Here is a 25,770-nt window from a genome sequence, read left to right as displayed (position 1 = left end):
TCCCTCAACGAAGAGGCTCGCACTTCCCGATCGAACGGGACTTGGACAAAGGCGTCCTCGCTGGGCAACCGGCGGGACGCCTTTTTTGTTTTCCGTGTTTCAGCTTTGCGTGACGGAGCCCTGACATGAAGAAGCTCAAGCTCGTACTGATCGGCAACGGCATGGCCGGTGTGCGGACCCTGGAAGAACTGCTGAAGGTCGCCCCGGACCTCTACGACATCACCGTATTCGGCGCCGAGCCGCACCCCAACTACAACCGCATCCTGCTCTCCCCCGTGCTGGCTGGCGAACAGGCCTTCGAGGACATCGTCCTCAACGACCTCAACTGGTACAGCGAGAACAGCATCCGCCTGCTGCTCAACCGCAAGGTCACCCGCATCGACCGTCATCGTCGCAAGGTCTACGCCGAAGACGGCACCGAGGCCGAGTACGATCGCCTGCTGATTGCCACTGGCTCCAACCCCTTCATCCTGCCGGTGCCGGGCAGCCGTCTGCAGGGCGTGATCGGCTACCGCGACATCGCCGACACCCAGACCATGATCGACACCGCCGGCACCCACAGCCACGCGGTGGTCATCGGCGGCGGCCTGCTCGGCCTGGAAGCGGCCAACGGCCTGAAGCAGCGCGGCATGGACGTCACTGTGGTGCATCTCTCCGACTGGCTGCTGGAACGCCAGCTGGACCGCACCGCCGGCAAGCTGCTGCAGGAAGCGCTGGAATCGCGCGGCATCCACTTCCGCCTGAACACCCATACCGAAGAGCTGATCGACGATGGCAACGGCCGCGTCTGCGCCATCCGCTTCAAGGATGGCGAAGTGATCGCCGCTGACCTCGTCGTGATGGCCGCCGGCATACGCCCCAATACCGAACTGGCGGAAAAAACCGGCCTGCCCTGCAACCGCGGCATCCTGGTCAACGACACCCTGCAGACCTATGACCCGCGCATCTACGCCCTGGGCGAGTGTGCCAGCCACCGCGGCATCGCCTACGGTCTGGTGGCGCCGCTGTTCGAGCAGGCCAAGGTCTGCGCCAACCACCTGGCCATGCTCGGCTTCGCCCGCTACCAGGGTTCGGTGACCTCCACCAAGCTCAAGGTCACCGGCATCGATCTGTTCTCCGCCGGCCAGTTCATGGGCGGCGAAGGCACCGAGACCATCACCCTCTCCGACCCCATCGGCGGCGTGTACAAGAAGCTGGTGATCAAGGACGACGTCCTGGTCGGCGCCTGCCTCTACGGCGACACCGCCGACGGTGGCTGGTACTTCCGGCAGATCCGCGAGAACCACAACGTCGGCGAGATCCGCGACCACCTGATGTTCGGTGAAAGCAGCATTGGCGATGTCGGCCACCAGGGCCAGAACAGCGCGGCGAACATGCCCGACAGCGCCGAAGTCTGCGGCTGCAACGGCGTGTGCAAGGGCACCATCGTCAAGGCTATCCAGGAAAACGGCCTGTTCAGCGTCGACGAGGTGAAGAAGCACACCAAGGCCGCCAGCTCCTGCGGCTCCTGCGCCGGCTTGGTGGAGCAGATCCTGATCAGCACCGTGGGCGGTGCGGCGGACGTGAAGCCCAAGAGCGAAAAAGCCATCTGCGGCTGCAGCGACCTCAACCACGGCCAGATACGCCAGGCGATCCGCGACCATCACCTGGTCACCCTGAGCAGCGCCATGCGCTTCATGGACTGGCGCACCCCGGACGGCTGCGCCACCTGCCGCCCCGCGCTGAACTACTACCTGATCTCCACCTGGCCGGGCGAGGCCAAGGACGACCCGCAGTCGCGCCTGATCAACGAGCGCGCCCACGCCAACATCCAGAAGGACGGCACCTACTCGGTGGTCCCGCGCATGTGGGGCGGCGTCACCAACGCCGCCGAACTGCGGCGCATCGCCGACGTCGCTGACAAGTACCAGGTGCCCATGGTCAAGGTCACCGGCGGCCAGCGCATCGACCTGCTCGGCATCAGGAAGGACGACCTGCCGGCGATCTGGAAGGAACTGGACATGCCTTCCGGGCATGCCTACGGCAAGTCCATCCGCACCGTGAAGACCTGCGTGGGCAGCGAGTTCTGCCGCTTCGGCACGCAGAACTCGACCCAGCTGGGCATCGACCTGGAGCACGACCTGTTCAACATGTGGTCGCCGCACAAGGTCAAGCTCGCCGTCTCCGGCTGCCCGCGCAACTGCGCCGAGGCCGGCATCAAGGACATCGGCATCATCGGCGTGGACTCGGGCTGGGAGCTGTACATCGGCGGCAATGGCGGGATAAAGACCGAGGTGGCGGAGTTCTTCGTCAAGCTCAAGACCTCCGACGAAGTCCGCGAGTACAGCGGCGCCTTCCTGCAGCTCTATCGCGAAGAAGCCTTCTACCTCGAACGCACCGTGCACTACCTGCAGCGCGTCGGCATGGAGCGCATCAAGAAGGCCGTGCTGGAAGACGCGGATAACCGCCGGGCCCTCAACGCCCGACTGCAGTTCTCCCTGTCGCTGGAGCAGGACCCGTGGCAGGAGCGCATCGCCCAGCAGCCGCTGAAGAAGGAGTTCGAACGGATTCCCCTCAAGCAGCTGGAACCCGCCTGAGTGCCCGCCGGGCCCCGCCATCGGGGCCCCTACTACCCGATTGCCGGAGACACCCCATGAACTGGATCGATATCTGCGCCCTGGACGACATCAACCCGCTGGGCTCACGCGTCATCGCCGGCCCCAAGGGCGACATCGCGATCTTCCGTACCTCCGATGATGAGGTCTTCGCCCTCGACGACCGCTGCCCTCACAAGGGCGGCCCGCTGTCCCAGGGCCTGATCTATGGCAAGCGCGTGGCCTGCCCGCTGCATAACTGGCAGATCGAACTGGCCAGCGGCGAAGCCGTGGCCCCCGACCAGGGTTGTGCCCATCGCCACGAGGTAAAGGTCACGGATGGCCGCGTGCTGCTGGCCCTGCGCGACAACCTCACCCACTGCGCCTGATTTTCCCTGCTTCCGATTCAGAGCGAGGCTGCGCCATGACCCATAACCGTCGCACTACCGCATCGACCTGCTGCTACTGCGGCGTGGGTTGCGGTGTACTGATCGAGCACGACGACGAGCGCATCCTGGGCGTGCAGGGCGACCCGCAGCATCCGGCCAACTTCGGCCGCCTGTGCAGCAAGGGCTCGACCCTGCACCTGACCGGCGATGCCGATGCCCGCGCGCAATTCCCGGAGCTACGCCTGGACAAGGGCCTGTCGCGCACCCGAACCGACTGGGACACCGCGCTGGAACATGCCGCTGGCGTCTTCGCCGAAACCCTTCGCGAGCACGGGCCGGACAGCGTGGCCTTCTACGTCTCCGGCCAGTTGCTGACCGAGGACTACTACGCCTTCAACAAGCTCGCCCGCGCCTTGGTCGGCACCAACAACATCGACAGCAACTCGCGCCTGTGCATGTCCTCGGCGGTGGTCGGCTACAAGCGCAGCCTGGGCGCCGACGCCCCGCCCTGCAGCTACGAAGACATCGAACTGGCCGACTGCGTGTTGATCGCCGGCAGCAACATGGCCTACGCGCACCCGGTGCTGTTCCGCCGCCTGGAAGAGGCCCGCGCACGGCGCCCGGAGATGAAGCTGATCGTCATCGACCCGCGCGTCACCGACACGGCCGAGGCGGCCGACCTGCACCTGGCGATCCTGCCCGGCACCGACGTCGCGCTGTTCCACGGCATCCTGCACATCCTGCTCTGGGAAGGCTGGATCGACCGGGCTTTCATCGACGCCCACACCGACGGCCTGGATGAGCTCAAAGCCCTGGTGCGTGACTACGGCCCGCTGGCCGTGGCGGAAATCTGTGGCATCGCAGTCGATGACCTGCAGCGTGCGGCCCAGTGGATCGGCCAGTCGCCGTCCGTCCTGTCGCTCTGGTGCATGGGACTTAACCAGTCCACCGCCGGCAGCGCGAAGAACAGTGCGCTGATCAACCTGCACCTGGCCACCGGGCAGATCGGCCGCCCCGGCGCCGGCCCCTTCTCCCTCACTGGCCAGCCCAACGCCATGGGCGGCCGCGAGACCGGCAGCCTGTCCAACTTGCTGCCTGGCCACCGCGAGGCTGCAAACGCTGAACATCGTGCCGAAGTGGCTGCCTACTGGGGCGTCGAACGGCTGCCGGAAAGTCCCGGCCTGAGCGCCATCGAGCTCTTCGACGCAGTACGCGACGGGCGCATCAAGGCCCTGTGGATCGCCTGCACCAACCCGGCACAATCGCTGCCGGACCAGACCCGCGTGCGCGAAGCCCTGGCCACCTGCCCCTTCGTCATCGTCCAGGAAGCCTTCACCACCAGTGAGACCTGCCAGTACGCCGACCTGCTGCTTCCGGCCGCCAGCTGGGGCGAGAAGGAAGGCACGGTGACCAACTCCGAACGTCGCATCAGCCACGTGCGCCCGGCCATTCCGGCGATCGGCGAGGCCCGGGCGGACTGGAACATCGTCTGCGACTTCGCCCGCCGCCTGGAACAACACCTGCGACCCGGCGAAAGCAGCCTGTTCGACTTCGGCTCACCGTCCGCGCTGTTCGACGAGTACAAGCTGCTGACCCGTGAACGTGATCTTGATCTGTCCGGTATCGACTACGCACTGCTGGACACCCGTGGCCCGCAGCAATGGCCCTTCCGCGCCGGCGCAACCCAAGGCACCGAGCGCCTGTATGGCGACGGACAGTTCCCCACCGCCAATGGCCGCGCCCGGCTGATCGCTGAGCCCTACCGCGCCCCGAAGGAAAAGCGTGATGCGCGTTACCCGCTGATCCTCAACACCGGTCGCCTGCGCGATCAATGGCACGGCATGACCCGTACCGGCACGGCTCCCCAACTGTTCGGCCACGTGGAAGAAGCCATACTCGGCCTGCACCCGGACGAGCTGCGCCGCCGACGCATCAGCGACGGCCAATTGGTGCGCCTGCATAGCCGCCGTGGCGAACTGGTGCTGCCGGTACAGGCAGACGACCGACTGCGCCCCGGCCAGGCCTTCCTGCCGATGCACTGGGGCGACCGCTACCTCAAGGGTCTGGGCATCAATGTGCTGACCCTGCCGGCGGTAGACCCGCTGTCCCGCCAACCCGAGCTGAAACACGCCACGGTGGAAGTCAGCCGCATCGAGCTGCCCTGGCAGTTCTTCGCCCTGGTGGAAGGCGACGTACAGAAACGCTTCGACGCCTTGCGCCCGCTTTTCGAAGACCTGCGCTACGCCAGCTTCAGCCCCATCGGCCGCGAGCGCCCGGCGCTGGTGATCCGTGCCGCGCACCACGAGGCCCCCAGTGCGGACTGGCTGGCCCGCATAGACGCCCTGCTGGACCTCGGCGATGGACCGGTCATGGCCTATGACGACCCGCGCCGCACCGTGGGCAAACGCGTGCGTATCGAGCAATCACGAATTGTCTCGCTGCGGCTGGCCGGCGAAACCGCCGCCCGCGCCTGGCTACGCGAGCTTTGGAAGGAAGGCCGTGCCGACCAGGAACTGCGCCGCTGGCTGCTCGCACCGCTCAGCGCGGCCCCCGGCAAGGCTGGCGCGGCAGCAGACAAGACACTCTGCAACTGCCTGAACGTCAGCCAGAGCCGTATCCAGGCCGGTATCGACAAGGGCCTGGACCTCGAAGGTCTGAAATGCGAACTCAAGTGCGGGACCGCCTGCGGCTCCTGCGTACCGGAAATCAAGCGCCTGTTGGCCCAAAAACCGCTGGCGGCGACAGCCTGAACCAAGCCGCGAAGACGGCAGCCCGAGGAGAACGACATGAGTGGAAAAGTCTGGCTGATCGGCGCCGGCCCCGGCGATCCGGAACTGTTGACCCTGAAGGCCGTCCGTGCGATGGCTCAGGCCGACGTGGTCCTCATCGACGACCTGGTGAATCCCGCGGTACTGGAGCACTGCCCTTCAGCGCGGGTGATTTCCGTCGGCAAACGCGGCGGCTGCCGCTCTACACCGCAGGACTTCATCCACCGCCTGATGCTGCGCTACGCCCGCCAGGGGCGCCGCGTGGCACGCCTGAAAGGCGGCGACCCGTGCATCTTCGGCCGTGGCGGCGAAGAAGCCGACTGGCTCACTGCGCGCGGCATCGACTGCGAACTGGTCAATGGCATCACCGCCGGGCTGGCAGCCGCGACCCAGTGCGGCATCTCCGTGACCCTGCGCGGCATCAGCCGGGGCGTGACCCTGGTAACAGCGCACACCCAGGACGACAGCCTGCTGAACTGGCGTGGCCTGGCCGAGGGCGGCACAACGCTGGTGGTGTACATGGGCGTGGCAAAACTGGCGGAAATCCGCGACGGCCTGCTCGACGGTGGCATGGCTGCCGGCACGCCGGTGGCGATGATCGAGAACGCTTCCCTGCCCACCCAACGCGAGTACCGCTCCCAACTCGCCAGCATGCTGGACGACGCCCAGCGCTTTGCCCTGAAGAGCCCGGCAATCCTGGTGATCGGCGAAGTCGCCGCCGCTTCGCAGCAGTCAATCCTGGCTCGCACCGCCTGAAGCTCACTTTCCTGCAGGCAAAGAAAAACCCGGCCTAGGCCGGGTTTTTCTCGTCAGCTCAGACCAATTACTTGGCTTGGGCTTCTACTTCGGCTTCTACGCGGCGGTTAACAGCGCGGCCTTCGGCGGTTGCGTTGTCAGCAACCGGACGGGACTCACCGTAACCAACAGCGTTTACGCGGCCGCCTTCAACACCGTACTCGTTGACCAGTACGTCACGAACGGCGTTGGCACGACGCTCGGACAGCTTCTGGTTGTAGGCGTCGGTGCCGACGGAGTCGGTGTGGCCTTCAACGGTGGTGGAGGTGGACGGGTACTGCTTCATGAAGTCAGCCAGGTTTTTGATGTCAGCGTAGCTGTTCTCTTTAACCTTGGACTTGTCGAAGTCGAACTTCACGTCCAGCTGAACGCGAACGACTTCGGCAACAGCCGGGCAGCCGTTGGCGTCAACGGTGACGTTGGCCGGGGTGTTCGGGCACTTGTCGACGTTGTCGCAGACGCCATCGTTGTCGGAGTCGGAGCAGACTTCAGCAACCGGCTCGGGAGCCGGGGCCGGCTTGGCGCCGCCGCCGAAGTTCATGCCGACGCCCAGGCCAGCCATCCACTCGCCCTGGTGACCGTTGTCACGCTTCTCCAGGCCGTACTGGCCGTCGAGGCTAGCTTTGGCGTAGAAGTTTTCGGTGAAGTAGTACTTCAGACCGGTACCGACCATGGCCATGGTCAGGTTCTGACGGCCACCGTTGTCGGAGTTGATGTTGGTCAGGCTCTGGTGGCCAACGCCGGCGGAGACGTACGGACGCAGGTTGCCAGCACCCGGAGTGCCGAAGTGGTAGATGGCGTCCAGAGTGCTCAGGTTGCCATGGACCTTCTTGTTGCCGGTCTCGTAGGTGCCACGTACGTCGTGGTACTCACCGTAGGACAGAGCCAGCTCGACGTCGTCGGTCAGGAAGTAACCAACGGAGCCGCCGTACAGGTCCGCGTTCTTCATGTTGCGGGTGCTGTCGGTGAAGTAGCGCTTGCCGAATGCTTCGACTTCGACGGCGCCCTGGCCTTGAGCGAAGGCATTGACAGCGGCGGTGGCGATCAGCGAGCCAACTACGACGCCTAAGGTGTTCTTCAGTTTCATCCGTTAAATCCCCATCTTGGTGGTCAATAAGTTGTCCTAACCATAGGCCGTACAACTTGGGTGGCAAGTTTATCAGAACTTGCCAAACAGAGAGACAATATTTCCCGGACTAAGATTCCGTCACATTCGAAAACTTTTCTCTCATTCGATCGAGTGCACGTTTGTAGCGCATCTTCGTGGCGCTAAGCCCCATGTGCATGATGTCGGCGATTTCCTGGAACTCCAGTTCCGCAACAAATCGGAGCACGAGGATTTCCCGATCAATGGGATTGACATGAACTAGCCAGCGGTCTAGTCCACCCCGTTCTTCGACTTTCGGAGCCTTCTCTTCAGAAGCTTCCTCGATGGGATCCAGACTCAGCGCATCGAGCAATCTGCGTTTACGCCGTTCCTTCCGATACTGGGTAATGCACTCGTTGTAAGTGATGCTGTACAGCCAGGTCTTGAACTTCGACTTTCCCTCGAAGTTCTTCAGACCATACAGCACCTTGAGCATGACCTCTTGACACACATCATCGGCGTCCCGGTCGTTGCCCAGATAGCGTGCGCAGACGTTGAAGAGCGTGCGCTGGTAGCGGCGCATCAGCTCTTCATAAGCCCGCGTCACGTGGTAGAGCTCCTCGTGGGAACGCTCCACCAGCTCCTCGTCGGTGAGCTGGCGCGGGTCATAGCGCAAGGACAGTGATTGCGGCTTGTTCAAGTCGGGTCGGGCCAGGTCAAGTCAGCGTCCGGCGCGGCTTTCGGCAAGCCGTACCGGTAATCGGTCATCATCTTCAGCGACTGGTTACACGCTGATCGAGCAGGATGCGGTTGGCGATCGACACCAGCTCACCCTCGTCTGTCAGCAGGATAGTCTTGATGGTACCAATTTCCTCGATGATGCCTTCGACATCAGCCACTTTCACCTGTTGTCCGACCTGATACAGCTCCCGCACGTATATGCCTGCGATGATCTGCCCCGCCACCTCGCGGCTGCCCAGGCCCAGGGCCAACGCAGCAGCCAGGCCGATGGTGATCAGCACGATGGCAATGATGTAGTTCAGCAGGTCGGTCTTGACCTCGAGCTGGCCGATGGCCACCGAGATACTGATGATGATGACCAGCCACTGGGCAACGCGACCCAGGCCGTTGGCGTACTCGAGGCCGACTCCGTCGGCAGCGCCGCGCACCAGGCTGTTGGCCAACTGGGCAAGCAGGATGCCGACGATCAGCACCAGCGCCGCACCGAACACCTTGGGCAGGTACAGCGCGAGCATGTCCAGGGTTGCCGAGACGCGCTGCAGGCCGAGGGATTCCGCCGCGGAAACGAGGAATACCAGCAGCACGAACCAGTAGATGATCTTGCCGATCAGGGTCGAGACCGGCACCTGGATGCCGGCACGGGCCAGCAGCTTGGTCAGGCCGGTGCCCGCCATCAGGCGGTCGAGGCCGAGCTTTGCCAGCAGCTTGGAGAGCAGCGCATCGAGCAGTTTGGCGACGACGAAGCCGAGCAGCACGATCACCAGCGCGGCGAGCAGGTTCGGGATGAACCCGGCCAGCTTGCCCCACAGGGTGTTCATGGCGGTGAGCAGGCTTTGCGTCCAGATGTCGAATTGCATGTTCAGTCGGCCTTGTCAGCGGAAGGGGCGGAATTCTGCGCGTGGCGCGTGACGGGTGCAAGGTGCGCGGCGCCACGGCTCACGCCAATGGACAGGGCCTGGAACCAGTGGCCCATCAGGCTGAACAGATCGCCTGCGCCCACCTGGCGGTTGGCGGTCTTCAGGACACGATCCAGGCGCGAATCGTCTCCCGGCTGTTCCGGGGGCATTCGCAGCAGATCGCGCAAGGATTCTTCAAATGGATCGTGCATACGCACCTCGCCTGTGTGAGGTGCTTGACGCCCCCATCACCTCAAAAGTCACACCTAGAGCCAACGCATGCGGCGGAAGATCCACCATTGGAAAGCCACTATCCCGAGGATCACCACGCAAGCCGCGGCAAAGCCGTAGGGTGCGTCGGAGCCGGGAATGCCGCCGACGTTGATGCCCAGGAGACCGGTCACGAAGCTCATGGGCAGGAAAAAGCCGGTAATGATACCAAGCAGGTACATGGTGCGGTTCATCCGCTCGGTAATTCGACGATGTTCGGCTTCCTGGATCAGGCTGATGCGCTCTCGCACCAACTCCAGCTCTTCCAGATTGCGGGTCAGGCGGTTGTAGAGCTCGTTCCAGTAATCCGCGTCGTCGGCCACTGTCCAGGACGCCTTGAAGCGAATCATCTGTGAGTAGATTTCCCGCTGCGGCGCCAGGTAGCGGCGCAACCCCGCGGCACGTCGTCGCAGGGCGCGCAACTGGTGCTGGTCGGGAATGCTGCGCTCGTCCTCCTCGATGGCCTCCTCCATGGCGTCGAGCTGGTCGGCGAGGCCGCCGATCAGGGTATCGACGCGATCGGTAAGGTAGTGTGCGAGGTACAGCACCACCTCCGAAGCCGTCTTCGGTCCGCGCCCGGCATCCAGGTCGGCGCGCAGGTCAGCCACCGCCTTGAGCGGACGCAGACGCAGGGAAATCACCCGTTGCGACTCGGCGTAGACGCGCAGCGAGACCATGTCCTCGGGCACAGCGCCGGGGTTCAGGTTGACCCCTCGCAGAAACAGCAGCAGGCGCTCGCCGCCCAGGTCCACCAGGCGCGGACGGGTGGCCTCCTCCAACAGGAGGTCGCAGGCGAATTCATTCAGGCCGCTGGACTCGCGCAACCATGACTGGGCTTCCGGCACACCACGATCCCAGTGCACCCAGAGGCTTTCCTCGGGCTTGAGATCCAGCAGCGGCAGCTCACTGCGGGTGATCCGCCGGCCGCCGCCGTGGCCGTCCAGCACGAAGCCGTCGATCAATCCGCGCTCCGTGCCGCTTTCGTACTGCTGCATGCCCTTTTCCTTCGCTCAAGGTCGCGTTCGCGAGGCTCCATGAAAAATGCCGGAAGCTTTCACTTCCGGCATTGACCTGAACCTTAGCTGGAAGGTTCGAATTATTCCGGCATTTTCAACGCTTTAGGCGAAACGATAATGCCGTTGTTGTCGGCATAGACGAACTCGCCCGGGCGGAAGGTGATGCCACCGAAGGTCACGGCGACGTTCAGGTCGCCGATGCCACGCTTGTCGGTCTTCATCGGGTGGCTGGCCAACGCCTGCACGCCCAGGTCGGTCTGCGCGATCACGTCGACGTCACGGATGCAGCCGTACACCACGATGCCTTCCCAGCCGCTCTTGGCAGCCTTCTCGGCCAGCATGTCACCCAGCAGGGCGCGGCGCAGCGAGCCGCCGCCATCCACCACCAGCACCTTGCCCTTGCCGTCCTTCTCGACCTGCTCCTTGACCAGCGAGTTGTCTTCGAAGCACTTGATGGTGACGATCTCGCCTCCGAAGGAGTCCCGCCCGCCGAAGTTGCTGAACATCGGCTCGACGACCTGGACCAGCTCCGGGTAGGCATCGCACAGATCGGGGGTGACGTAATGCATGGAGAAGCTCCTCTTGATGAAATCCGGCAGGGCTTCAGGCCTGGATGTGACCGAAAGCCGCAATGGCGTCACAGTCTACTCCCTGCCACGCCAAGCTCAAGCCTGCGCCAGAGCGCCCTGCCCCTCCGGCAATCCAGCGTGGTCCAGCCAGTGTTGCAGCAATGGCCAGACTTCGCGCTGGGCGCCCTTGCTGATCAGCATCTCGATGTGGCCGAAATCCTCCGAGAAGCCCTGGCGCCGCCCCAGGCGCAGGTACTCGCGCACCTCGGAGCCAAACTGCTCCAGCAACTTGCGACAGGCCCAGGCCGGGTCCTGGACATCACCGTCGGAGGCCACGGCCAGCACTGGCACGCGAACATTCTGCAGACCGCCCCACCAGTCGTTGTCCTTCTCGCCGAAGCGACCGAACAGGCTGTACCAGTGCAATGCCTCCAGGGCGAGCCCCAGCGGCTCGTCTTCCGGCCCGCGCTTGAGCCGTGAACCAGACAGGCCGCCCATGCGCCTGAGCAGGAAGCGCCCACCCCAGGCCACCGGGGGCAGTTTCAACGGCCAATAGGTACGACTGACCTGGCTGCCACACAGCGCTGCGGTGGCGGCCTGCCGCTCATCCAGGTAGCCGCCCCCCAGGGCGGCTGCCAGGGTTACGCCGCCCAGGGAATGGCCGATCCAGTGCGGGGCCTGCCCACTCTGCTCGACAACGAAGTTGGCGATGGCCGGAAGATCGAAGCGGGCGTAATCAGCCACGCGATTGTGATCGTAGTCCTCGTTGCGCGGCGACAGGCCGTGGCCACGCATCTCTGGAATCCAAACATCGAAACCGGAGCGTGCCAGATGGGCACCCAGCCCAATCCCCTTGGGTGAGAACCAGAAGCGTCGATTGGAGAAGCTGCCGTGCAACAGGATCACCGGCACGCCGCGGCGCCCATCCGGAAGCCCCAGACGAGTGACGGCCAGCTCGACGCTGGAGTCCGGGCTGTTGTTGGGCTTGAGGCGGTAGACGTCTTCGGTGAGGTCGCCGCGCAGTTCCGCACTCAGGAGAGCGACGGGAAAGAGTTGACTGCTGCTTTGCATGGAATCGCTTGCATAAAAAAGGGCGGGTGAAATCACCCGCCCTTTTCAGGATGGTAGAGAGCCTGTCAGGACTGGCCTTCAGCGAGGAAGAACCAGGTATCGAGGACCGAGTCGGGGTTCAGCGACACGCTCTCGATGCCCTGCTCCATCAGCCACTTGGCGAGGTCCGGGTGGTCCGACGGGCCCTGGCCGCAGATGCCGATGTACTTGCCGGCGCGGTTGCACGCCTGGATGGCGTTGGACAGCAGCTTCTTCACCGCCGGGTTACGCTCGTCGAACAGGTGCGCGACGATGCCCGAGTCACGGTCCAGACCCAGGGTCAGCTGGGTCAGGTCGTTGGAGCCGATGGAGAAGCCGTCGAAGAACTCGAGGAATTCGTCAGCCAGCAGGGCGTTGGACGGCAGCTCGCACATCATGATGACGCGCAGGCCGTTCTCGCCACGCTTGAGACCATTGGTGGCCAGCAGGTCGACGACCTGAGAGGCTTCGCCCAGGGTACGGACGAACGGCACCATCAGCTCGACGTTGGTCAGGCCCATCTCGTTGCGAACCTTCTTCATCGCGCGGCATTCGAGCTCGAAGCAATCGCGGAAGGACTCGCTGATGTAGCGCGAGGCGCCACGGAAGCCGAGCATCGGGTTCTCTTCTTCCGGCTCATAGAGCTTGCCGCCGATCAGGTTGGCGTATTCGTTGGACTTGAAGTCCGACAGACGCACGATGACCTTCTTCGGCCAGAAAGCGGCGGCCAGGGTGCTGACACCCTCGACCAGCTTCTCGACGTAGAAGCCGACCGGATCGTCGTAGCCGGCGATGCGCTTCTCGACGCTTTCCTTGATATCCGCCGGCAGGCTGGAGAAGTTCAGCAGCGCCTTGGGATGCACGCCGATCATACGGTTGATGATGAACTCCAGACGGGCCAGGCCCACCCCTTCGTTCGGCAGCTGGGCGAAGTCGAAGGCGCGATCCGGGTTGCCGACGTTCATCATGATCTTGAACGGCAGGTCAGGCATGGCGTCGACCGAATTCTGGCGGACGTCGAAGCCCAGCTCGCCTTCGTAGATCAGGCCGGTATCGCCTTCGGCGCAGGAGACGGTCACGCGCTGGCCGTCCTTCAGCGCCGCGGTGGCGTTGCCACAGCCGACGACTGCCGGGATACCCAGTTCGCGGGCGATGATCGCGGCGTGGCAGGTACGGCCGCCACGGTTGGTGACGATGGCGCTGGCGCGCTTCATCACGGGCTCCCAGTCCGGGTCGGTCATGTCGGAGACCAGTACGTCGCCCGGCTGGACCTTGTCCATCTCGGAAACGTCGTGGATCACCTTCACGGGGCCGGCGCCGATGCGCTGGCCGATGGCACGACCCTCGACCAGGACCTTGCCTTTTTCCTTGAGCAGGTAGCGTTCCATCACGTTGGCGCTGGAACGGCTCTTAACGGTTTCCGGACGGGCCTGCACGATGTACAGCTTGCCGTCGTCACCGTCCTTGGCCCACTCAATGTCCATCGGACGCTCGTAGTGTTTCTCGATGATCAGGGCCTGCTTGGCCAGCTCGGTCACTTCGGCGTCGGACAGGGCGAAGCGGGCGCGGTCTACCTTCTCCACGTCGACCACCTTGACCGATTTACCGGCCTTGGCTTCGTCGCCGTAGATCATCTTGATGGCCTTGCTGCCCAGGTTGCGACGCAGGATGGCCGGGCGACCGGCTTCCAGGGTCGGCTTGTGGACGTAGAACTCATCGGGGTTCACTGCGCCCTGTACCACGGTCTCGCCGAGACCGTAGGCGCCGGTGATGAACACCACGTCACGGAAACCGGATTCGGTGTCCAGGGTGAACATCACGCCGGCAGTACCGGTTTCCGAACGGACCATGCGCTGCACGCCGGCGGACAGGGCGACCAGCTTGTGGTCGAAGCCCTGGTGTACGCGGTAGGCGATGGCACGGTCGTTGAAGAGGGAGGCGAAGACCTCCTTGGCCGCGCGGATCACGTTGTCCACGCCGCGGATGTTCAGGAAGGTCTCCTGCTGGCCGGCGAAGGAAGCGTCCGGCAGGTCTTCGGCGGTGGCGGAGGAACGCACGGCCACGGCCATATTGTCGTTGCTGCCGGCCATCTCGGCGAAGGCCTTGCGAATCTCGGCATCCAGACGCTGTGGGAACTCGGCGTCCATCACCCACTGGCGGATCTGCGCGCCGGTCTTGGCGAGTGCGTTGACGTCGTCCACGTCCAGGGCGTCAAGTGCCGCGTGGATGCGATCGTTCAGGCCGCTCTGCTCGAGGAAGTCACGGTAGGCCTGGGCGGTAGTGGCGAAGCCACCCGGTACGGAAACGCCGGCACCGGCGAGGTTGCTGATCATTTCGCCCAGGGATGCGTTCTTGCCCCCCACATGTTCGACATCGTGGACGCCGAGCTTATCGAGGGAAACTACGTACTCTACCAAGGTGATCTCTCCACTAAGTGTTGGAAAAGGTCATACAAGTCGGTGCGGCCCCACCCTGTCTGGCCGGAGCCGGAAAAATGGGTGAGAATGCCCCGGCAAAGGGCCTTGCAAACGCGGGGCCTATCATAACCAGGATTCGATCCTACCTATAAGGCCCGCAGCGCACATGAAACGAACTGCATTCTTCATTTCCGACGGCACCGGCATCACTGCCGAAACCCTCGGCCAGAGCCTTCTGGCGCAGTTCGAGAACATCAATTTCACCAAACTGACACGACCTTACATCGATACCGAAGAAAAGGCGCGCGTCATGGTACAGCAAATCAACCGGGCTGCGGAGGCGGACGGGGCAAGGCCAATCATCTTCGATACCATCGTCAATCGTGAGATCCGTTCGGTCCTTGCGCAATCCAACGGTTTCATGATTGACATCTTCTCGACCTTTTTGTCACCGCTCGAGCAAGAATTATCCTCAGACTCTTCGTATTCCGTCGGAAAATCCCACAGCATCGGCCATAACCCGCACTACATGGAGCGGATCGATGCGGTGAACTTCGCCCTCGACAACGACGATGGCGCCCGCACTCACTACTACGACAAGGCCGACCTGATCCTGGTCGGCGTCTCGCGCTGCGGCAAGACGCCCACCTGCCTCTATATGGCCCTGCAATACGGCATCCGCGCGGCAAACTACCCGCTGACCGAAGAAGACATGGAGCGCCTGCAGCTGCCCAACGCGCTCAAGCCCTATAAGCACAAGCTGTTCGGCCTGACCATCGACCCCGACCGGCTCACCGCCATCCGCCACGAGCGCAAACCCAACAGCCGCTACGCCAGCTTCGCCCAGTGCGAATTCGAGGTTCGCGAGGTGGAGAACCTGTTCCGCCGCGAGAACATCGCCTACATCAACTCCACGCATTTCTCGGTGGAGGAAATCTCCGCGAAGATCCTGGTGGAAAAAGGCGTCGAGCGTCGCCTCAAGTAATCACCAACACCTTGCTCACTTTCCTGCTTGCAGCGGCTGTCCCTACCGGCCGCTGATCTTTCCGGCAGCCTTTCGCCGCTGCGCCTATCATTCTCCAGACCCACGATTTACCCGTGACCTATGTCATGGGGCGGGCATTCCACTGCACCGGCACAGGAGAGCGCCATGCGAGGATGTCAGTATCTGGTTCTGGCCGTACTACTGGCGCTGTCGGGTTGCGATTCGGACGAGCCGCCCAAAGCCAAGACAGCCACCACGAGCCCCCCAGCCGCCAATCAACCCGCCGCCGAACCAGCGCCTCCGCCGGCTCCGGCGCCTGCTCCCGCGCAGCCCGCTGCAGCGCCACCCGCCCCCGCGGCAGAGCAGCCCAGCCAGGCGGTGTTCACCCCCGAGCAACTGGACCAGATGCTCGCCCCCCTGGCGCTGTATCCCGACTCACTGCTGGCTCAGGTGCTGATGGCGACGACCTACCCCGGCAACGTGGCCGACGCGGCAGCATGGTCGAAGGCTCACCCCAAAGTCAGTGGCGATGATGCCGTCAAGCAGGTGGCAGATCAGCCATGGGACCCGAGCGTCCAGTCGCTGGTTGCCTTCCCGCTGGTACTGGCCACGCTGGGGCAGGACCCGGCCTGGGTCCAGCGCGTCGGCGATGCCTTCCTGGCCCAGCCCGACGCGGTGATGGACTCCATCCAGCGCCTGCGCCGCCAGGCCCAGGCCGCCGGCAACCTGCAATCCAACGAGCAGCAGACTGTCACCGTGAAACCGGCGCCACCGGCCACCGCTCAGCCGTCTACGGCAGGCGGCACCGAGGTGGTGCAGCAATCGGCACCCGCTCAAACGATCATCATCGAGCCTGCCGATCCGCAGGTGGTCTATGTCCCCAGCTACAACCCCACGCAGGTCTATGGCTCCTGGCCCTACCCGGCCAGCCCACCGGTCTACTACCCGCCACCTCCCGAATACCCCGTTGCCACCGCACTGGCCACCGGCCTGGCATTTGGCGCGGGAGTTGCCATCGTCGGCTCGCTCTGGGGTGACTGCGACTGGGATGACCATGAGATCGACGTCGACGTGGAGCACTACAACAACTTCAACAGCAACCGGAACGTCAATCGCAACGTGAATCGCGAGTTCAGCCAGAACATCAATGGCAATCGGGCAGCCTGGCGCCATGACCCGACCTATCGTAATGGCGTTCCCTACCGCGACGCCCGCAGCCGCGAGCAGTACAACCGGCGCCTGTCCGGTGGCGAGCAGCGCGAAGCCATGCGCGGATTCGACTCGGCCCGCGCGCAAGAGCGCTCCCGTGCACGGGAAAGCCTGACGCAGCGGGGCATTGCCCCGGCAGCGAACAACCAGCAGGCGCGCGAGCGAGCTCAGGCGGCGACCCGCGATCTGCGTGACAACCCGCAAGCCCTCCAGCGCGCCCAACAGGCCAACCGTGAACCCCGCGACGCCAATCTGGCCCGTGAGCGCGCGCAGAACGCCACCCGCGAGCTGAAGAACAACCCTGAGAACCGGCAGCGGGCGCAGAACGCCATGCAGAACCGTAGCAATCAGGTACAGCAACGGCCCCGGGCGCAGAACAACCAGCAGATCCGCGAACAGGCGCGCCAGCAGCATGCCCGCACCCAGGCTCCGCGCAACAATGCCTTCGCCGGCGCCAACAACCCGCGACAATCCCGCGAATTCGCCAACCGTGGCCAGGTCAGTCGCGCTGCTGCCAGCCGGCCGCAGGCGGCACGCGCCGGCCACACCGTGCAACGCCCCGCCCGCGCCCCGCGTGGCGGCGGACGCCGATAGGAGACGAGCCATGCCCATCGCCTCGCGCCTGCTGGCGCTCGCGCTCCTCGCCGTCCTCCCCGCCAGCCTGCTGGCCCAGGACAGTTTCCCCACTCCCGACGCGGCCGCCGACGCCTTCATCGCTGCGCTCGGCACCGAAAAAGCCGACCCCGAACGCCTGGCCGCCCTGCTGGGCAAGGACTGGCAGAGCTACATTCCAACCGCCGGCATCGACCGGGACGAAGTGGACGCCTTCCTCGCCCACTACAAGGACAAGCACCAGATCGAGCAGGACAATCCCCACCTCGCCCACCTGGTCGTCGGCAACGATCCCTGGACCCTGCCCCTGCCGATCGTCCATGAGAAGAACGGCTGGGCCTTCAACGCCAAGGCCGGCGGCGAGGAAATCCGCATTCGCCGGATCGGCCGCAACGAGGAATCAACCCTGGAGGCGGTGCAGGCCTACCACGATGCGCAGATGGACTACGCCGAAGTGGACCGCAACGACGATGGCGTCCTGGAGTACGCGCAGAAGTTCGTCAGCAGCGACGGGCACCATGATGGGCTGTACTGGCCGGAGGAAGATGGCGGCGAGGAAAGCCCGCTTGGCCCGCTGTTCGGCGACGAACTGCCGGGCGACGGCTGGCATGGCTACCACTACCGCATCCTCACCGCCCAGGGCCCCTCGGCACCCGGTGGCGCCTACGACTACCGGATCGGCGGCAGGATGACCCGCGGCTTTGCCCTCATCGCCTGGCCAGTGAAGTATGGCGACAGTGGCGTGATGAGCTTCATGATCAGCCACGATGGCGAGATCTTCTCCAAGAACCTCGGCCCGGAGAGCGACAAGATTGCCAAGAAGATGAGTCGTTTCGACCCGGACAGCAGCTGGACCGAGGTCACTGCCGAAGAAGAAAAGCCCTGAGTGACTGAACCTGTCCGGCCGCCCGCCGGTCGGACGGGTTCACGGCAGGCCCGTCACGCGCACTGGCTCCCGGCAGGCTCGCGCAGACCTGTCATGAGCCTGAAACAAATACCCTGCCAACGCGCCAACCGACTGTCGCCAGCGAAAAACCACATGATAGAATTCGGCGCGCTATTGCCTGGCGTCACCAGGCCACGCCAGCCGGCATACCGGCCAAAGCCACATGGGGTGACGACCGGGGCGTTTCTTTTCAAGGCTTTGCGGCCACTCACTCATCAAGGCCCATGAGACTCAAGCCCACTGCCCTGCTCCTCTTCCTGAGCATCTTCCTGCTTCCCGGCATCAGCGCCGCTGCCGGCAAGACCGTCTATGGCCTGAACGAATACGCCCGGATCAACGACCTGGACATCGAACTGGCCGCCAAGCTCGACACCGGCGCCAAGACCGCCTCCCTCAGCGCCCGCGACATCAAGCGCTTCAAGCGCGATGGCGAGACCTGGGTGCGCTTCTACCTGGCCACCGACACCGCCGACAGCCAGCCGATCGAGAAACCCCTGGCGCGCATCAGCAAGATCAAGCGTCGCCACGGCGACTACGATCCCGACGAGGGCAAGGCCTACACTGCACGTCCGGTCATCGAGCTCGAGCTGTGCATGGGCAAGGCCCTGCGCACCATCGAAGTGAACCTTACCGACCGCAGCGCCTTCCAATACCCGCTTCTGATCGGCTCCGACGCGCTCAAGCGCTTCGGCGCCCTGGTCGACCCGAGCCTGAAATACGCTGCCGGCAAGCCCGGCTGCCAACCCGTAGCGAAACCTGCCGAGTAATCCCATGCGCTCTCTTACCCTGCATCTGAAGGTCCTGATCGCCATCCTGCTGACGCTGGGCGTCGCGATCACCGCCTACCAGATCTTCGTCCTCGGCATTCCCATGACCGAGGCCGAGACCGACGACCTGTGGAACATCGACGCCAAGGTCGAGTTCGTCGCCACACCGAAGACTCCGGTGAAGGTGCAGATGTTCGTACCGCCGCTGACCCAGGATTACGTCAGCCTCAACGAGAGCTTCGTCTCCAACAACTACGGCGTTGGCATCAACCGCTCCGACGGCAATCGCAAGGTCACCTGGTCCTCGCGCCGTGCCAACGGCCAGCAGACCCTCTACTATCGCCTGGTGCTGACCAAGCGCTATGCCGGCGCCACCGAGAAGGCCAAGGAGAAGGGCCCGATCTTCCGCGACAGCCTGCCCCTGGAAGGTCCGGACAAGATCGCCGCCGAAGCCCTGATCGCGCCCATCCGCCAGCACTCGGCGGACGTCGAGACCTTCGTCAGCGAAGCCATCAAGCGCGCCAACAACCTCAATGATGACAACGTGAAACTGCTACTGGCCGGCGACACCAGCCTGGACAAGCGTTCCCACGTGGTCGAAACCCTGCTCGCGGTGGCCCACGTGCCGCTGGAGCGCGTGCACACCATCCGCCTGGTCGCCAACCAGCCGCAGCAGCCCGAGCTTTGGCTGCGCAGCTACAACGGCAAGGAGTGGCTGTACTTCAACCCGGAAACCGGCGAACGCGGCCTGCCCAACGACCGCCTGATCTGGTGGCTGGGTGACGAGAGCCTGCTGTCCATCGAGGGCGGCAAGAAAGCCCAGGTCAGCTTCAGCCTCAACAGCAGCGAGATGAACGCCATCCGCCTGGCCAAACTGTCGGACGAGAACACCGACGCGGCCTTCCTCGAGTACTCGCTGTACGGCCTGCCGCTGTCCACCCAGCAGACTTTCCAGATCATGATCATGATCCCGTTCGGCGTACTGGTGATCCTGATCCTGCGCAACCTGATCGGCCTGCAGACACTGGGCACCTTTACTCCGGTACTGATCGCCCTTGCCTTCCGCGAGACCGGCCTGCAGTGGGGCATTGGCCTGTTCACCGTGATCACCGCGCTCGGCCTGTCGCTACGCTCGTACCTGGAACACCTGAAGTTGCAGATGCTGCCACGCCTGTCGGTGGTGCTGACCTTCGTGGTGGTGATGATCGCCGCCATCAGCCTGCTCAGCCACAAGCTCGGCTTCGAGAGCGGTCTGTCGGTCGCCCTGTTCCCGATGGTGATCCTGACCATGAGCATCGAACGCCTGTCGATCACCTGGGAAGAGCGCGGCGCCGCCCACGCGATGAAGGCCGCCATCGGCACCCTGTTCGCCGCTGCCCTGGCGCACATCCTGATGCGCGTACCGGAGCTGGTGTACTTCGTGTTCACCTTCCCGGCCGTGCTGCTGATTCTGGTGTCGTTCATGCTGGCGATGGGTCGCTACCGCGGTTACCGCCTGACCGAACTGTTTCGCTTCAAAGCCTTCCTCAAGGACTAAGCCATGTTCGGCCTGATCAAGCGATGGAAAGCCCTGGAAGCCAAAGGCATCATGGGCATCAACCGACGCAACGCGGACTACGTGCTCAAGTACAACCAGCGGCACCTGTACCCGATCGTCGACGACAAGATCATCACCAAGCAGCGCGCCATCGAGGCGGGCATCCACGTACCGGAAATGTACGGGATCATCTCCACCGAGAAGGAGATCGAACGCCTGCCGGAGATCATTGGCGAGCGCAGCGACTTCGTCATCAAGCCGGCGCAGGGCGCCGGCGGCGACGGCATCCTGGTGATCGCCGACCGCTTCGAGGAGCGCTACAAGACGGTCTCAGGGCGGATCATCAGCCATGAGGAAATCGAGCATCAGCTGTCGAGCATCCTCACCGGCCTGTACTCCCTGGGCGGCCACCGCGATCGTGCGCTGATCGAGTACCGGGTGACCCCGGACCAGATCTTCAAGAGCATCAGCTACGAAGGCGTGCCGGACATCCGCATCATCGTACTGATGGGCTATCCGGTCATGGCGATGCTGCGCCTGCCGACCCGCCAGTCCAACGGCAAGGCCAACCTGCACCAGGGCGCTATCGGCGTGGGTGTGGACCTGGCCACCGGCCTGACCCTGCGCGGCACCTGGCTGAACAACAAGATCAGCAAGCACCCGGACACCACCAACGCGGTGGACGGCGTGCAGCTGCCCAACTGGGACGGCTTCATGAAGCTGGCCGCTGGTTGCTACGAGTTGTGCGGGCTGGGCTACATCGGCGTAGACATGGTGCTGGACCAGGACAAGGGCCCGCTGATTCTCGAGCTCAACGCCCGCCCGGGCCTGAACATCCAGATCGCCAACGACTGTGGCCTGACCCTGCGCACCCATGCCGTCGAAGCGCACCTCGCCGAGCTGGAGGCCAAGGGTGTGAAGGAAACCGTGGAAGAGCGCGTGCGCTTCTCCCAGCAGCTCTTCGGCCACGTGCACCCGAAGGAAGTCTGAGGCGACCTACCCCATGAAAAAGCCCGGCCATTGCCGGGCTTTTTCATGGGTGACCACAGGGAAGCAGACCCGTAGGGCGCATAACCTGGAACAGGTTATCCGCCGGATACTCTATGGCGGATAACGCTGACGCGTTATGCGCCCTACGCAACTTCGGCAATGAGCGTTGGCGTGAAACTGTAGGAGCGAGCTTGCTCGCGAACGGATTCACGGGCAACTCCGCCGCTGCCCGGTTCGCGAGCAAGCTCGCTCCTACGAAAAAACATCGCCCCCGCGCACAACTCAACGCACCACGGCCAGCTCGAAGCCTCCCTGGTCACCGTGCTCGCGCACTTTCATCCCCGCCTCGTTCACTGCCAGGTCTTCCAGCGGACGCTTGTAGGGCTTGTTGTCGAGGGTCTGCAGGCTGCGGTCCTCGTCGGTGGTCAGTAGCAGCACATAGCGCTCGCCCTGGTTGGCACGCACCGGAATGGTCCCTTCGATGAACGCATAGCGGTACCAGGTCTCCGGATTGAGCTTGTACACCGCGTCGCTCACCAGCCGGGTCGGGCGCTTCTGTTCGTCGAGGAACAGTAACGACGGATAGACCACCTGGTGGTTGGCGAAGCTGCGCACACGCAGGCCGTAAACGCGCTGGGAGCTGGGCAGCTTCATCGCGACGAAGTAGCTCTTGCCCATGGGGAAGTCGAAGCTCGGCGAGAACTTGTTCAGCTCCTCGTAGCGTGGCTCCTCGGCCGACAGCTCGGTGAAGTCGCCATCGCCCATCTGATCGCAGCAGCGCCGCTGCAGGTCGACGTAAAGGTCGTCCAGGGTCTTGCCGCTGCCCTTGAGCAGCGCCTTCATGGCGTCGGTCTGCTCGCCGGTGCCATCGAGCCCCGGCAGGTTGTTCGGGCGCGCCTTCAGGTCGACCTGCCGGCCCTCGGTGAAGGCGATATTGCTGCCACCCTGCTCGCCCCGACGGAACGTCTCGCCGCGCTGCTGCGCGGTGATCGGCGAGTTGCGCACCTGCCCCTTGTCATCGACCCAGGTGAAGTATGGGTTGCCATTCTCGCTGCGGACGAAACCGCGGTCCTCATAGGATTCCGCGTCGATGTACTCGGCTGAATGATCGCCGTTGGGCAGCACGTAATCGGCACGCCCGGGCGCGACCTGGCCGGCGGCATAGAAGCTGTTCTGCAGGTTGCCCTGGGCATCGACCCAGGTGAAATAGCGACGCTTGCTCTCCCCCGCCGGCTTGCTACCTGGCCATTGCGTGGCGCTGACATCGATCAGCCGCGCGCGGTCGCTCTGATCGATGCGCTTGTCCGCCTGGCGTTGCTGTTTGGCATAGCTGTCGTCGACGAAGGTGTTGTGCACCTGGCCGCTATCGTCGATCCACGACAGGTAGCGGCCGCTGGCTGCGTGCACCGGCGCGCTCATGCCGGCGGCGGCGACGCAGGAAATCAGGAGGGTCAACCTGCCCATGCCCATGCCCTCAGAAGGTGGTGCGGTAAGTCATGGCGAAGACGTAGGCCTTCACCGTGGTGCTGACATCGAGACCGGCATAAGGGTTGTACACCAGGTTGTCGATGCCGGTGCAGTTCAGGTTGCAGCTGGTGCCCGCCTTGATGCTCTGCTTGGAGACGAAGTAGTTGAAGCCCAGGTCGATCACCGTGTCCTTGTCCCACTGGTAGCCCAAGCCCAGGCCGTAGAGGTTGGCATCGCCGATGGGCACCAGTGCATCGGCCTTGTCCTTGGGAATCGCCGAGGGGCGATATTCATAGCCGGCGCGCAGTTGCAGGCGGTCGTTGACGTCGTACTGCATGCCCATGGCATAGCTCCAGGTGTCCTGGTAGCCACGGTCAAGGATGATGCTGTGGTCGGTGGCGCCGTTGGGGGCGAAGTTCTTGGCGATGCGCAGCAGGTCGAGTTCCTTGTCGAACTCGATTTCCAGCTTGTTCCAGTCGCTGTAGTCGGTCCACTTCAGGTCGAAGTTGAACTGCCACTTGTCGAACGGGCGCACCTTGATCCCGGTGGAGAAGCTGTCCGGATTGACCATGTTCAGCGTCGCCACGCCGTGCTCTTCCTCGGCGTTGCCATAGGGGAACAGCGGGCTCAGGAAGGCGCCGAACACCGAGCTCTGCATGCCGGACCAGAAGCCCTGCCAGTCCTTGGTGTAGTCGACGCGGTACTTGCCCTTGAGGTGCATGCGCGACTCGCTCTGGTAGGTCGCGCCCCAGGCGAACCAGTCGTAGGGCTCCCAGAGCACGCCCAGGTTGAAGCTCGGCGAGAGGGTCTGCTGCATGTCCAGCTTGAGGTTGGCCAGCGAGTCGTACGGGCCGATCCGCCCGCCGCAGACGTTGAACACCAGCTCGACGATTTCCTGCGCGCCGGGCACGCAGGTGGTGTCGTGCAGGGTCTGCAGCAGGCCGGTGAGCAGGCCGGGGTTGCGGAAGTCGGTATCCAGCGCCATGGCCTGGTGCGAGAAGCCGATCGAAAGGCCCGCCGACAGCGTGTCGTTGACCTCGTAGCCCACCGAGGGCGAGAAGTAGGTGATGCGTTGCAGCGAGACGCGGCGGCCTTCGTAGCGCGCCGGATCGCTGTCCGAGTCTCGCGAATAGCCCAGCGCCTGGGGCGCGTAGACGTTGGTGGCGAAGGTGAACTTGGAACCCGGCGGGTTGATCGACAGGCCCGCCAGCGGTGCCACCAGCAACGGCATGTCGGTCATGCCGCCGAGGCCGGGCAGGTACATGGTCGGGGTCAGGGTGCGGCTGTTCTCGCCAGCCACCGGGTCATCGTCCAGGCCGAAGGCAGACGAGCCGTAGTCCGGCGGTGCCTTGAAGCCGGCGCGAATATCCATGACCCCGGTGATCAGCTTGATCTGGGTCTGGCGGCCCTTGAGCTTGGTCAGTGCGGCCGGGTTGTAGTGCACCGCGTCGATGCCAGTGGAATCGGCCGTCACCGCGTTGGCCATGGCCATGGCCTTGGGGTTGCCGATGGTCAGGTCATTGGCCAACTGGGCGTTGGCGAGCGTCGCCCAGCCAAACCCCACCCCTGCCATCGCCACCGCGAGGGGCGAAATGCGCATAGTCATGTAGTGGTCGCTCGTCGGTTACTGGGCTTTCAGGCCTTGGATATCCAGGGGAAGGGAAACCCCCAGCAGTACATCCGGCGAGTCTTCGGTCAGACCGAAACCGGCGTTCACGTTGACGATGTAGTCCGGCGATGTTCGCAGGCCGAGCGAGAAGTTCATGATCGCGCTGGTCTGCTCGGGCGCTTCGACCGTGCGGTCGTTGAAGTAGTACTTGTTCTTGAACGAGTAGGCCATCTGGTAGGAGGTGGCCAGGGAAACGTCGTAGGACAGCGCGTAGGCCATGCCCATGGCGAAGTTGACCGTGTCGCCCGGCACCACTTTCTCCAGTTCTTCGCCGTACTGGTTCTGGTGGATGTCGTCGACCTTCATGTTGTAGGTGTACCCGAGCGAGCCGTAGAGCACGACCGGATCGATCACGTAGGACATGTTGGCCCCGGCGCCCAGGCTGTAGAAGCCGTTGCCGGTGGAAACGTCGTCCTGCACGTTGCCCTTGTAGGGGCTGTCGCCGGTCGGCAGGCCGAGGGTGGCGTAGAGCGTGGTGACCGGACGGCCACGGCCCGCCGCCCAGGGTTGCCAGCGCAGGGTCGCGGAAATGTCGCCCAGGCTGTAGGCATGGATGTCGCGCTCGGTGTCGTACTTGGCCACGAACGGCAGGCGCATGCTGAAGGTCAGGTTGTCCCAGATGCCGTAGTCGAAGGTGAAGGAGTTGGTGAAGGTGTGCTGCGCCTCGCTCTGGGCCAGCACGCTGTAGACGTTCTCGCCGCTGCGCACGGCCTGCAGGCGCGTGTCGCGCATCAAGGTGTAGTCGAAGCCGTAGGTCAGCTGGCGCTCACCCTTCTTGAGCAGGGTGTAGCTCTTCTCGGCGGCCTGGAATACCTGTTCCAGCGCCTTGGCGCTGTCGGCGTCGGTTTCCTTCTTGGCCAGCGCATCACGCGCGTCTTCATTTGTCGCTTCTTCGGCGATGGCGATGGTACTTGCCAGCAAGGCCAGAGCGGCAACGCACGCAAACCCCTTGAAATCCATGTTGCTATCCCCTGGTCT

The 25,770-nt window shown here is 64.0% G+C and carries 21 protein-coding genes; 10 read left to right on the top strand and 11 right to left on the bottom strand.

All coding sequences use genetic code 11. The features are described 5' to 3' along the window. Positions 1–125 precede the first annotated feature (125 nt). Genes nirB through cobA form a run of 4 tightly spaced genes read left to right on the top strand, consistent with a single transcriptional unit; the run spans position 126 to position 6,486 of the window. Positions 126–2,576 (top strand): nitrite reductase large subunit NirB, encoded by a 2,451-nt coding sequence (gene nirB, locus ACKI1H_RS15350; protein WP_440468763.1) that lies wholly within the window; start codon positions 126–128, stop codon positions 2,574–2,576. A gap of 56 nt (positions 2,577–2,632) precedes the next feature. Next, a complete protein-coding gene (gene nirD, locus ACKI1H_RS15345; protein ID WP_440468762.1) occupies positions 2,633–2,962 on the top strand; it encodes a nitrite reductase small subunit NirD in 330 nt (109 codons plus the stop codon). A 35-nt stretch (positions 2,963–2,997) separates the two neighbouring features. After that, positions 2,998–5,712 carry a nitrate reductase gene (locus tag ACKI1H_RS15340; protein WP_440468761.1) on the top strand — a complete coding sequence of 905 codons (2,715 nt, stop codon included), beginning with the start codon at positions 2,998–3,000 and terminating at the stop codon, positions 5,710–5,712. Positions 5,713–5,748: 36 nt separating this feature from the next. Beyond that, positions 5,749–6,486 carry a uroporphyrinogen-III C-methyltransferase gene (gene cobA, locus ACKI1H_RS15335; RefSeq protein ID WP_440468760.1) on the top strand — a complete coding sequence of 246 codons (738 nt, stop codon included), beginning with the start codon at positions 5,749–5,751 and terminating at the stop codon, positions 6,484–6,486. Between the two features lie 67 nt (positions 6,487–6,553). On the opposite strand, the gene ACKI1H_RS15330 is transcribed toward cobA, so the two are convergent. The 8 genes from ACKI1H_RS15330 to ppsA all read right to left on the bottom strand — a co-directional run bounded on the left by ACKI1H_RS15330 (position 6,554) and on the right by ppsA (position 14,610). Next, positions 6,554–7,612 carry an OmpA family protein gene (locus ACKI1H_RS15330; RefSeq protein WP_045208524.1) on the bottom strand — a complete coding sequence of 353 codons (1,059 nt, stop codon included), beginning with the start codon at positions 7,610–7,612 and terminating at the stop codon, positions 6,554–6,556. A gap of 109 nt (positions 7,613–7,721) precedes the next feature. Then, positions 7,722–8,312: an RNA polymerase sigma factor SigX gene (gene sigX / locus ACKI1H_RS15325; protein ID WP_138216354.1), complete on the bottom strand. Its 591-nt coding sequence runs from the start codon at positions 8,310–8,312 to the stop codon at positions 7,722–7,724. A 73-nt stretch (positions 8,313–8,385) separates the two neighbouring features. After that, positions 8,386–9,210 carry a mechanosensitive ion channel family protein gene (locus ACKI1H_RS15320; RefSeq protein WP_045208529.1) on the bottom strand — a complete coding sequence of 275 codons (825 nt, stop codon included), beginning with the start codon at positions 9,208–9,210 and terminating at the stop codon, positions 8,386–8,388. Between the two features lie 2 nt (positions 9,211–9,212). Further along, positions 9,213–9,461, bottom strand: coding sequence for a CrfX protein (locus ACKI1H_RS15315; protein ID WP_138525112.1), 249 nt, complete (start codon positions 9,459–9,461; stop codon positions 9,213–9,215). 54 nt (positions 9,462–9,515) lie between these two features. Beyond that, positions 9,516–10,514 (bottom strand): zinc transporter ZntB, encoded by a 999-nt coding sequence (locus ACKI1H_RS15310; protein WP_440468759.1) that lies wholly within the window; start codon positions 10,512–10,514, stop codon positions 9,516–9,518. 101 nt (positions 10,515–10,615) lie between these two features. After that, a complete protein-coding gene (gene rraA, locus ACKI1H_RS15305) occupies positions 10,616–11,104 on the bottom strand; it encodes a ribonuclease E activity regulator RraA (RefSeq protein ID WP_024765711.1) in 489 nt (162 codons plus the stop codon). A 96-nt stretch (positions 11,105–11,200) separates the two neighbouring features. Further along, the gene (locus ACKI1H_RS15300; RefSeq protein ID WP_138525115.1) at positions 11,201–12,175 is read right to left on the bottom strand and encodes an alpha/beta fold hydrolase; all 975 of its coding nucleotides are present in this window, start codon (positions 12,173–12,175) and stop codon (positions 11,201–11,203) included. A 65-nt stretch (positions 12,176–12,240) separates the two neighbouring features. Continuing rightward, a complete protein-coding gene (gene ppsA, locus ACKI1H_RS15295; protein ID WP_440468758.1) occupies positions 12,241–14,610 on the bottom strand; it encodes a phosphoenolpyruvate synthase in 2,370 nt (789 codons plus the stop codon). Between the two features lie 166 nt (positions 14,611–14,776). On the opposite strand from ppsA, the gene ppsR reads away from it, so the two are divergent. From ppsR to ACKI1H_RS15265, 6 genes are all read left to right on the top strand, one after another. Further along, entirely contained in the window at positions 14,777–15,595 is an 819-nt protein-coding gene (ppsR, locus tag ACKI1H_RS15290) for a posphoenolpyruvate synthetase regulatory kinase/phosphorylase PpsR (protein WP_017516884.1), read from the top strand. A gap of 165 nt (positions 15,596–15,760) precedes the next feature. Beyond that, positions 15,761–17,398, top strand: a complete 1,638-nt coding sequence (locus ACKI1H_RS15285) for a DUF3300 domain-containing protein (protein WP_440468757.1) — start codon at positions 15,761–15,763, stop codon at positions 17,396–17,398. A gap of 10 nt (positions 17,399–17,408) precedes the next feature. Then, complete coding sequence (locus ACKI1H_RS15280) at positions 17,409–18,302, top strand: DUF2950 domain-containing protein (protein WP_440468756.1); 894 nt, start codon at positions 17,409–17,411, stop codon at positions 18,300–18,302. A gap of 284 nt (positions 18,303–18,586) precedes the next feature. Continuing rightward, positions 18,587–19,129 (top strand): retropepsin-like aspartic peptidase RloA, encoded by a 543-nt coding sequence (rloA, locus tag ACKI1H_RS15275; RefSeq protein ID WP_024765709.1) that lies wholly within the window; start codon positions 18,587–18,589, stop codon positions 19,127–19,129. A 4-nt stretch (positions 19,130–19,133) separates the two neighbouring features. Continuing rightward, entirely contained in the window at positions 19,134–20,666 is a 1,533-nt protein-coding gene (gene rloB / locus ACKI1H_RS15270) for an osmotic stress tolerance membrane protein RloB (RefSeq protein WP_280055893.1), read from the top strand. Positions 20,667–20,669: 3 nt separating this feature from the next. Further along, the gene (locus ACKI1H_RS15265) at positions 20,670–21,656 is read left to right on the top strand and encodes an alpha-L-glutamate ligase-like protein (protein WP_081520580.1); all 987 of its coding nucleotides are present in this window, start codon (positions 20,670–20,672) and stop codon (positions 21,654–21,656) included. A gap of 282 nt (positions 21,657–21,938) precedes the next feature. Here the strand turns inward: ACKI1H_RS15265 and ACKI1H_RS15260 are convergent, their stop codons facing one another. Genes ACKI1H_RS15260 through ACKI1H_RS15250 form a run of 3 tightly spaced genes read right to left on the bottom strand, consistent with a single transcriptional unit; the run spans position 21,939 to position 25,752 of the window. Then, positions 21,939–23,075, bottom strand: a complete 1,137-nt coding sequence (locus ACKI1H_RS15260; RefSeq protein ID WP_440468867.1) for a MalM family protein — start codon at positions 23,073–23,075, stop codon at positions 21,939–21,941. A 55-nt stretch (positions 23,076–23,130) separates the two neighbouring features. Continuing rightward, the gene (locus ACKI1H_RS15255; RefSeq protein WP_138525122.1) at positions 23,131–24,729 is read right to left on the bottom strand and encodes an outer membrane protein transport protein; all 1,599 of its coding nucleotides are present in this window, start codon (positions 24,727–24,729) and stop codon (positions 23,131–23,133) included. 18 nt (positions 24,730–24,747) lie between these two features. Then, positions 24,748–25,752 carry a transporter gene (locus ACKI1H_RS15250; protein WP_138525123.1) on the bottom strand — a complete coding sequence of 335 codons (1,005 nt, stop codon included), beginning with the start codon at positions 25,750–25,752 and terminating at the stop codon, positions 24,748–24,750. Positions 25,753–25,770 lie beyond the last annotated feature (18 nt).

Origin of the sequence: Pseudomonas sp. YH-1 (assembly GCF_051990045.1) — a bacterium.
Lineage (GTDB): Bacteria > Pseudomonadota > Gammaproteobacteria > Pseudomonadales > Pseudomonadaceae > Pseudomonas > Pseudomonas nicosulfuronedens.
This window is presented reverse-complemented; position numbering and strand designations above follow the sequence as displayed.